10 protein-coding genes and 1 pseudogene are annotated in these 9,151 nt (G+C 61.8%); 2 read left to right on the plus strand and 9 right to left on the minus strand.

Annotated elements, in window-relative coordinates; all coding sequences use genetic code 11:
• Positions 1 to 111: 111 nt before the first annotated feature.
• The 4 genes and pseudogenes from QZY07_RS11960 to trxC form a co-directional block, all read right to left on the minus strand.
• Positions 112 to 342, minus strand: coding sequence for a hypothetical protein (locus QZY07_RS11960; RefSeq protein ID WP_295402762.1), 231 nt, complete (start codon positions 340 to 342; stop codon positions 112 to 114).
• A 7-nt stretch (positions 343 to 349) separates the two neighbouring features.
• The gene (locus tag QZY07_RS11965) at positions 350 to 1,516 is read right to left on the minus strand and encodes a site-specific integrase (protein WP_295402764.1); all 1,167 of its coding nucleotides are present in this window, start codon (positions 1,514 to 1,516) and stop codon (positions 350 to 352) included.
• Positions 1,517 to 1,583: 67 nt separating this feature from the next.
• Positions 1,584 to 1,679: pseudogene (locus QZY07_RS27405) on the minus strand (hypothetical protein); the annotation flags it as partial.
• Positions 1,680 to 1,870: 191 nt separating this feature from the next.
• Positions 1,871 to 2,305, minus strand: a complete 435-nt coding sequence (trxC, locus tag QZY07_RS11970; protein ID WP_295402767.1) for a thioredoxin TrxC — start codon at positions 2,303 to 2,305, stop codon at positions 1,871 to 1,873.
• Between the two features lie 150 nt (positions 2,306 to 2,455).
• Here trxC and trxA point away from each other — a divergent pair, with 150 nt between their 5' ends.
• Together trxA and QZY07_RS11980 are read left to right on the plus strand one after the other, a co-directional pair.
• Positions 2,456 to 3,319 (plus strand): thioredoxin, encoded by an 864-nt coding sequence (trxA, locus tag QZY07_RS11975; protein ID WP_295402770.1) that lies wholly within the window; start codon positions 2,456 to 2,458, stop codon positions 3,317 to 3,319.
• Between the two features lie 413 nt (positions 3,320 to 3,732).
• Positions 3,733 to 4,080, plus strand: coding sequence for a hypothetical protein (locus QZY07_RS11980; RefSeq protein WP_295402773.1), 348 nt, complete (start codon positions 3,733 to 3,735; stop codon positions 4,078 to 4,080).
• 157 nt (positions 4,081 to 4,237) lie between these two features.
• Here QZY07_RS11980 and tilS read toward each other — a convergent pair whose 3' ends face one another.
• The 5 genes from tilS to QZY07_RS12005 form a co-directional block, all read right to left on the minus strand.
• Positions 4,238 to 5,593 carry a tRNA lysidine(34) synthetase TilS gene (gene tilS, locus QZY07_RS11985; RefSeq protein ID WP_295402776.1) on the minus strand — a complete coding sequence of 452 codons (1,356 nt, stop codon included), beginning with the start codon at positions 5,591 to 5,593 and terminating at the stop codon, positions 4,238 to 4,240.
• A gap of 163 nt (positions 5,594 to 5,756) precedes the next feature.
• Positions 5,757 to 6,428 (minus strand): DUF3782 domain-containing protein, encoded by a 672-nt coding sequence (locus QZY07_RS11990; RefSeq protein ID WP_295402778.1) that lies wholly within the window; start codon positions 6,426 to 6,428, stop codon positions 5,757 to 5,759.
• Positions 6,429 to 6,479: 51 nt separating this feature from the next.
• Positions 6,480 to 7,439: an acetyl-CoA carboxylase carboxyltransferase subunit alpha gene (locus tag QZY07_RS11995; protein ID WP_295402787.1), complete on the minus strand. Its 960-nt coding sequence runs from the start codon at positions 7,437 to 7,439 to the stop codon at positions 6,480 to 6,482.
• Positions 7,440 to 7,506: 67 nt separating this feature from the next.
• Entirely contained in the window at positions 7,507 to 8,385 is an 879-nt protein-coding gene (locus tag QZY07_RS12000; protein WP_295402781.1) for a Uma2 family endonuclease, read from the minus strand.
• A gap of 134 nt (positions 8,386 to 8,519) precedes the next feature.
• Positions 8,520 to 9,151, minus strand: a 632-nt coding sequence (locus tag QZY07_RS12005) for a metal-dependent hydrolase (RefSeq protein WP_295402784.1), incomplete at its 5' end; no start/stop codon positions are given.

A 9,151-nucleotide genomic window follows, 5' to 3' on the forward strand; every position in this document is an offset into this window, starting at 1 on the left:
CTGGAAACACCAGGGCGCCAAGATCGTCTTGAGCCTGCGGGCACTCGTGCAGTCCACTGGACGCTGGGCGCAATTCTGGCAAAAGATCGACCAGTTCGGTGCCCAGCCCTGTTAGGATACATTATCGAAAGGCATCACCCCTTGAATGTCGGCGTGCTGCTCGGAGGTGAGCGGCGGCGGGGTGCCCTGATGGGTGCCTTGTAACAGGGCGATCAGCTCGGGCTTATGCGTCCGGATCTCCGGCAACCAGCGATCCACCGCCGATTGATCGCCGGAAACCTTCAGTTTGCCAGTGTCGCCAATGGCCAGTTGTACGCCGGCATCCGACAGGTTCTGCAACAAGTGGCGGTCATAGCTCGATCTCCACCATCGGTCCATTGTTCTTTTCGGGCGTGAAAACTTCGGAATGACGTTCACCACGTTCACGATGTTCACGCTGGCGGATGGTCACCATGACGCCGTTGCGCCCCGCCTTGCCGATCTCGACCTGGAGGCCGATTTGCGCCAGCGCCGGCCGTTGTCGCCGGAGCGCATCGCCGAGTCCGCGCGCCGATTTGGGCCAGGCGTCCGCGCCGTCGCGGTGTTCGTTCAGGCGTTCGAGCAGTTTGCCCATCGTCCCCTCGAACACCAGGGCCTGCGCTTCCGATTCGGCCAGGGTGCGCACAGCGGACGCCACCGGCGAGGCATCGAGACTGCGCGCAATCGAGTGGCGGCGATTCTCCTGGTAGAGCGCGAGAAAATAACGCACTTCACGGTACGGCAACGCGAAATTGATCTGCGTCAAATAATCGGCATTTTCTCGGGGATCGATTCCCGTCTGGAGTGCGGATGCCTTGCATGACGGCTTGATGCACCAATCCGCCCACGCCTCCATCAGCTTGCGCCGTTTCAACAGCAGGTCACCTCGCTGATAGGCCGCTTCGACCTTGTTCTCCAAGACCTGCGCAAGAGCGGCCTCGGCGATCTCCCTGGGGAATCTCGACACCTCGCCGGCCCAATCGCGGAAACTGGACCGAAATCCATGGGGGACATAGGCGCCACGATTGCCGCCGACGCCATAGCCCATGCCGCGCATCAGTTGCAGCAAGGCCATGTTGGAGACTGGCTTGCCGTGCCGGGCGCCGGGAAAGAGATAGAGATGACCGTCGAGGCGCGGGAGTCGTGCCAGGATCTCCAGAACGGCTCCGGTGAGTGGAACGCGATGCTCGCGCCTGGCCTTCATCCGCACGGCGGGAATCGTCCAGATCGCAGCCGCTTGGTCGATCTCTTCCCAGCGGGCACCAATGGTTTCGCCGGTCCGGGTCGCCGTCAGAATCAGCCATTGCAGGGCCAGGGCCGACATGCTGGCCTGGCTGGCCAGTTCAAAGAGCAACTCCGGGAGCCTGGCGTAAGGCATGGCCGGATGGTGCTCGACCGTCTTCACCTTGGATGGACGAGCGAGCAACTGATCCAGGTGTCCGCGCCAACGCGCCGGGTTGCTGGCATCGCGGTATTGATGGGCGGTGGCATCGTCCAAGACATTCTCGACCAAGCCCCGCCTCCCGTCGCCTGCCGTTGAGCATGAATCGGTACACCCATTTACGGGCGCCGGAGGGCGAGACGTAGAGCCGGAGCCCGTCGCCGTCGTCATGCTTGCCGGGCGGGGCTGTGGCGGCCTTGCGTGCGGTGAGTTTGCCCATGTCTGATGTCCTTCGAAAGCGGGTCGGTCCCCCAACTGGTCCCCCACTCAGACATGGATTATAGCGGACTTTGCTAGACGTTGTTAGACAACAAGCTATTGAATATGAAAGATAGACTGGACGGCGATGGACCTCTTAAAGCGTCATATTAGCGGACTCTCTCTCCGCCAATTCAAAACGCATTGCCTCAATCACAGTCCCCGCCGTGCCCAAGCAACGATGCCGTTCGCGTCCATGGCGCCGGCCTGACGCGCGACCTCGGCGCCGCCGCGGAACAGGGCCAGGGTCGGAATGCTGCGAATCCCCAGCCGCCCCGACAGGTTTTGGGCCTCCTCGGTGTTGATCTTGATCAGCCGCATCGCTGGCTCCAGTTTGGCGGCGGCGGACTCGAAGGCCGGCGCCATCATCCGGCAAGGACCGCACCAGGGCGCCCAGAAATCGACCAGCAACGGAAGATCGCTGCGCGCGAGATGACGGGCGAAACGCGCTTCGTCGAGCGCCAGCGGCATTCCAGCGAATAGTGGACCGTGACACTTGCCACACTTAGCGCCCCCGCCCAAGCGACTGCTGGGTATCCGGTTGACGGCATCGCAGGAGGGGCAGACGACATGCAAATCTTGAGGCATCACACAATACTCCTCGGTCCATGCCAACCCATGTCGTGATCGACTCTGTCACGGACAGAGGGGGCACGGAGAAGAAAAACTTGAATCAACTTGACCCAATGGCTACTTTCGGTCGATGTATCCGCTTTCCAAGCATAGAAGTTCTCAATCATGACTCAATCCCCCTTCGTGGTGACCGTGACCGCGCAAAATTTTCAGTCCGTCGTCCTCGACGGGTCTTTCGAGCGTCCAGTGCTGGTCGATTTCTGGGCCGATTGGTGCGCACCCTGCCGCATGCTGATGCCGATGCTCGCTAAGCTGGCGGCGGATTACGGCGGTCGGTTTATCCTGGCCAAGGTCAATACCGAGGAGGAGCAGGCGCTTGCGGCCCAGTTTGGCATCCGGAGCCTGCCGACGGTGCAGTTGTTCAAGTCTGGACGCGCGGTGGATCAATTCATGGGTGCGCTGCCAGAGTCCCAGGTCCGCGAGTTTCTGGACCGTCACATCCCACGCGAGTCCGATGGATGGTTGACGCAGGCCCAGAATCTGTTGGCCGACGGTGACCTTGATGGCGCCCAAGCGCTGATCGGAAAAGCCCGAGTCGAGAATCCCACCAATGCCCGTCTCCCTCTCGCCGAAGTGCAGTTAACCGCCGCTCAGGGCGAGTTTGCCAAAGCCCAGGCCGCGCTCGACGGTCTGCCAATCGAGCTTGCAAACGAGCCGGAGGTGATCGCACTTCGCGGACAACTGCGGTTTGCCAGAGCGCTCGACGGTGCCCCTCCAGAGGCGGAACTGGCCACCCGGATCGCCACCGACCCCAAGGACAGTGAAGCCCGTTATCAGCTCGCCGCCCATCAGGTGCTGCGCGGCGACTTTTCGAGCGCACTTGAACACCTGTTGGAATTGATGAAGCGCGACCGTGCTTTCGAGGACGACGCGGGACGCAAGGGCATGCTGGCGGTGTTCGATCTGCTCGGGGGTGGTGATGAACTGGTCGCCAGATATCGGGCGAAGATGATGAACGCCCTCTACTAAAATCGAGTATTTCAGCGGCGGGTCGGCACCCGGGACGATGGGTAAACCACCGATACCGGTGACCGAGTTGCTGCCCTGCCCGCCACCCGGCGGAAATCGATGGGATGACGAAGAGTCTGCACGCAGCCAGGGTTATCTCCTGCTATGATCTACCTACCATTTCCTGCGGGTGCTCACTGGGCACTTGGCTTCCAGGCGGTTAGAGGCGGCACCCAATCGTGCTCGCCGAGATCGAAGCCGGCCTTGCGAAGCGATCTTCCCCGTGAACGTCGAAGAGCAAAATGGCGCATTTCGAGAAGAGATGACCCTTAGGTGATAGGTCCGGTCCGGCGTAGCCTCTGGTATCTTGCAAGGATCCTGGAGACCCGACTGGTATCTGGCCGATTCCGTTTTAACGAAAGGAGATTGTATTCATGACTCTCAAGCACATTGTGACCAGTTCCGTCGCCGTCCTCGCGATTTCCCTTGCAGGTGCCGTTGCCGCCGCGCAGCCGGCCACCCCCATGGTCTCCGGCGACGAGCCGATGAATGTCGGCCAGGGCGCCCAGATCAAGACGCCTGTCCCTAATGCCAAGTCTCAGGAAGCAACCGAAAAGGTCATCCAGGATCAGGGCGCCGAGCTTTCCGGAGACTACCCGTCCGACCAGGGCGATGCCGCCCAAATCAAGGCCCCTACCTCCAATAAAAAGGCTCAGGAGGCAACGGAAAAGGCCCTTCAGAAGGAAGACGCGACCGGCGCCATCAGCGGCAAATACAAGTGACATCGAACGCGGGGTTGCAAGACCGCCGTTGAGGTGCCCCCAGTAACAGGAGAGCCGCTGGCACTTCAGCGGCTCTTCCGTCTACTGGTACACACCAGTCCCGATCAAGCGAGCCAAGGACAAAGACAGTCAATCGCTCGCCAACCGATCACTCGCCCTAGACCCGACGTCTCTCCTGCATGAGCAGCCCGAATTCCTCCCAGGGATGACCCACCCAGCGGAATTCCCCAAGGGGGTCGGTGGCCGAATCCGGACTCCGGCAACGGCAAACTCCAGCGACGGCGATGAGTGAAGCGCCTTTGAAGACCAGGGGAACGTAGGGCCGCAGCCAGACCGGGATGCCGGCTTCCTGAAACACTTTTTTCAGCGGACGACGATGATCGGCGCGTAACGGCTGGCAGTCCTGCCCGGTCAGCCCGAATCGCACGATAAGCGACTGTTGCCCCAGCTCGCTCGCTTGACCGTCCGTCGGATCCACGCGATCAGATGCGGCATGCCACTCCAACCGGCCCAATCCTTTGGGCAATCCCAGCATCGCGGCCACATCGCCGCCGACTTGCCAGTCGATTTCGAGTGTCGCTAGTGGCGGATCCGGCAGGGGCGGAAGCGCGAAAAGATCCTGACGGTAACGCCGGATCTCGCAGCCGGACCAGGCGACCAGCGGGTTGGCGTCCGGGCGAGCCGGCAGGACTTCATCCAGGATACGGTCGATCTGTCGGGTGTCCGGCAAGGCAAAATCCCGACGCCTGAGCCACAATCTTAGCGCCGCCTTCTGAAGCGGCCGGTCGATCCGCAACAAAGCCGGGATACCGATCGTGCCAGGACGTTCGCCATCGAGACCGGCCAGGGTCTGAGCCGCCAGACGATCAGTCAGTTGGGCTGCCTCGGCGCAATGGCTTGCGCTACGCGAGAGTGTCGTCGCGAACGCCGGCCAGCGCGCGCGCAATAGCGGCAACACCCGAAGTCGAAGGTAATTGCGATCCATCGCCGTCTCGCGGTTGCTGGGATCTTCGATCCACGCGAGGCCCCGGCTCCGGGCATAAGCAACCAGCGACTCCCGCGTGACATCGAGTAGCGGGCGTACCAGCCGACCGGTGCCAAGTGGCGCCGCGAAGGGCATGGCGGCCAAACCCTGAGCGCCGCTCCCGCGCAACAGGGCAAGCAGCAGGGTTTCGGCCTGATCGTCACGGTTGTGGGCAGTCAGCAGAAGATCGCCCGGAGCCAACAGACTGGAAAACGCCCGATAGCGTGCCTCACGGGCCACGGCCTCGATGCTCTCGCCGGGGAGTGGACGCAGATGCAGGCGCCGAACGGTAAAGGGAACCGCCAGTAAATCGCATTGAGATTGGCAGTGGGCGGCCCATTCACAAGCGTCCGGGTGCAGGCCATGATCGAGATGGATGGCATACAAGGCACCCGGCAGATGCTCGCGAACAGTGGCGGCGGCGGACAGGAGAACACTGGAGTCCAGACCACCGCTGAATGCGATCCAGCAGTTTGAGACGTGTTTCAAGGGGGCAAGAAGTGCTGTCAGATGCTGTGGAGCGAAGCCTGCCATGCGAATCAGCTAACCGCCAATAATTGCATATACACAATAGCCGCAACGTGATTCTGAAGATTGGCGCGAGCGCTGATTGACCGCGACACTGATCGAACCACCGAGCTTGATGTTGTTGCTACCACTCTTTCGGCGTAAAGCGATCATCGTTACGAATGAGGATCGTGTCGCCACTTTGCGCCAATACGAACAGACCCTGGCGGTAAGCGTACCGGGCGACCTCATCGGGCAGCACCATCGCCGCGACCGCGCCCATCAGCCGATAGTCGGCGTATTGCGGAAACAGACGCTTGAACTTCGCCAGCCGTGCCAGATGTTCCTGTACGTCCTCCAGGGTCAGACGGCTTTTACACTCCACGCCAATGGCGGTTTGCGCGTTCGTGATCAGCAGATCGACCTCGATGCCTTCTTCGCCGTCCAGATTGACCGCGGTGACATCGCGCATCACCTGATGGACCTCCAGTCCGCGGCTGCGAAACAGGCGCACCACCGCCGGACGCACCATCTCCTCCACGAATTCGCCCAACCGGTTGCTCCAGCCGCCAAAGGTCTTGCTCAGTTCCCTGACCAACCGGTCGGTTTCCTGAATCCTGCGGTCGGTTTCCTGAAATTTCCGGTCGGTTTCCTGAAATTTCCGGTCGGTTTCCTGAAACTTCCGATCCGTGTCCTGAAACTTTCGCTCGGTTTCCTGAAACATCCGCTTGGTCTCCTGGGATGTCCGTGCGGTCTCTTTCTGCGCTTCCGCAACCTCCCGAAACAACTCCAGGATCTCCTCGTAACTGATCGCCATGCCGTCACCTCATTCTGTCGGTCAAACCGAGCCTCTGTCGATCGCGCGCCGTCACGCCTCCTTAAACCGTCCGTAGGCCATCAGCCGCTTATAGCGCGCCGCGATCAGCGTCTCCGGCGGGATTCCGGCGAGCGCGTCCAAGCGTTCCACCAACACGGCCTTGAGCGATTTGGCGACGGCATCCGGGTCGCGGTGGGCACCGCCGAGCGGTTCCTTGATGACCTGGTCGACCAGCCCCTGCTCCAACAGCTTATCGGAGGTGATCGCCATCGCCTCGGCGGCGAGTTGCGCCTTGTCGGCGCTCTTCCAGAGAATCGAGGCGCAGCCCTCCGGGGAGATCACCGAATAGGTGCTGAACTGCAACATGCCCAGCCAGTCGCCGACCCCGATCGCCAGCGCGCCGCCCGAACCGCCCTCCCCCACCACGGTGCAGAGGATCGGGGTGCGCAGACGCGACATCTCGCGCAGGTTGCGGGCGATCGCCTCGCTCTGCCCCCGTTCTTCCGCGCCGACGCCCGGATAGGCGCCGGGGGTGTCGATGAAGGTGAGGATCGGCAGCCCGAACCGCTCGGCCATCTCCATCAGACGCAACGCCTTGCGATAGCCCTCGGGGCGCGGCATGCCGAAGTTGCGCAGGATCTTTTCCTTGGTATCCCGACCCTTTTGATGACCGATGACCATGATCGGTCGACCGTCAATCCGTGCGAGTCCGCCAACGATGGCCCGGTCGTCGGCAAAGGCCCGATCGCCATGGAGTTCATGGAAGTCGTCGAACAGCCGTCGCGCGTAGTCGAGCAGATAGGGTCGCTGCGGGTGACGCGATAATTGCGAGATCTGCCAGGGCGTCAGCGCGGAGAAGATCGATTCGGTGAGCGCCACGCATTTGGTATGGAGCCGCTCGATCTCTTCCTGGATGTTGAGTTCGTTATCGTGGCCCACCAGACGCAGCTCTTCGATCTTCGCCTCAAGCTCGGCAATGGGTTGTTCAAAGTCGAGAAAATTCAAATTCAGGTCCATAACTCTTACATCGTTGTTGTTTTATGGCTGCAATGCGCCTGACATCAAGCATCGCCGCGCGTTAGCGCGGCGGGTCTCCCTCAAGCAGCGCCTTGAGGCGTGTCAGTTCGGCCTCCGCGCGCTCGGCACGTGCTCTTTCGGTCCTGGCCAGAACCTGTTGCGCTTGGGCGAAACGGCGTTGTTCCTCGGCCAGTCGCGTTTGTTCTTCCGCCAATCGCGTTTGTTCCTCAGCCAGTCGCGTCTGCGTTTCGGCACGCTGGCGCTCGTCCTCGGCGGCGTTCCAGGCAGCCTCGGCATGGGTTGGCAAGGGCACGCCGTCGGGCGTCGCCCAACGCAGCCAGGTGCCTTCGATACCAAGATAGTCGCCCTGCCACAGGATCAGCGCCAGACCAAGCAGCGGACTGCGGAGACGACCCTGCCCGTCGCGCTCGATCGGTTGGTAGACGCCGTCGGTCAGTTGAAAACCTGCACGGTCCTCCGGATTGAAGGGATCGAACCAGAAATATTCGGGCACGCGCATCCGGTCCTGATAGATCTGTTTCTTCTCGCCCTTATCGCTGGCCGCCGTGCTCCGCGAGAGCAACTCGATGACTACATCCGGCGCCTTGCCCTGCTCCCACACCACCCAGCTCTTGCGTTCGCCGCGCGGCACGCCAAGGACGACAAAGACATCCGGCCCCCGAAAATGGCGACCCCGCGTCTGCTCCAGGCTGAAATAGACGAACATGTTGCCGTTCGTGTAGCCCTCGCCCTTTTCCTGCAACCAGAGATCGAGCGCATCGATCAGGAGATCCATCTGCCACTTGTGCCGTTGCGTCTCCATGGGTTCTCCGTCGTCGCAGGGGAGTTCGTCCTGTGTGGGCGGAACCGGCGGCATGCCCTCCGGCGGATCGCCCGCCGGCCAGTCGGGGTCTGAAAACAGCGGTTGGGCCATCGACATGGGCGCTTTCCTCACGTTGCTTGCGGCGCGTCGGCGAAACTCGGCTAACGTTGCAATCTAGCGCAGCCCAGGCTTCGAGTACAGTTCGGCGCAACTCGCCAAGGGCGAGAACCCCGGAGAATTCGGAGTCCGCGTCAACCCATCAAGCGCGTCCACCAGACAGTCGCCTGGATCCTGACCTGCTCGACCACATTCTGGATCATGCCTGGCACGGCGTCCAGGTCGACGGGTATCTCCAGACTGAGCCTGCCCGACCAGGAATCGGCCGGCGGTGCCAGCCATGCCAGCGCCAGAACCGTCGCCAGCATGCCCAGGCTGCTCCAGGGATTGTTCAGACTGAAGGGCTTGAGCGCCGTCCCGAAGGAGCGTTTCAGTCGGGCGTTGAAGAGATCGACGCTGTAGATCTCGTCCAGGCTCAGATGGGTCAGATACCCAATGCCCACCATCAGACCCGCAAGCCATGCCAGCTCGGACGGCAGCCGCCACAACCAGGCGGCGATATTCGTCGTCGCGAGGGTCACGGCCGCGGTCGCAAGCCAGGAATGCCAGATGCCGCGATGCACCGTAAGGCGGGAAAAGATCTCGAAGAATCCGTAGCGCACACAGAGATACACGCCGCCCCAGATCAGGGTCAGTTCCAGCGGCGGAAAGCGGTCAATCAGGGGCAAGGTCATGACGAATGCCAACCCGGCACCGAGCACGCTAAAAAGCGCATTGACCGGCTTGGATCGCGCCGAGTCGATATCCGGCAGCATGCTGCCGACGA

Source organism: uncultured Thiocystis sp. (genome assembly GCF_903866365.1).
Taxonomy (GTDB): Bacteria; Pseudomonadota; Gammaproteobacteria; order Chromatiales; family Chromatiaceae; genus Chromatium.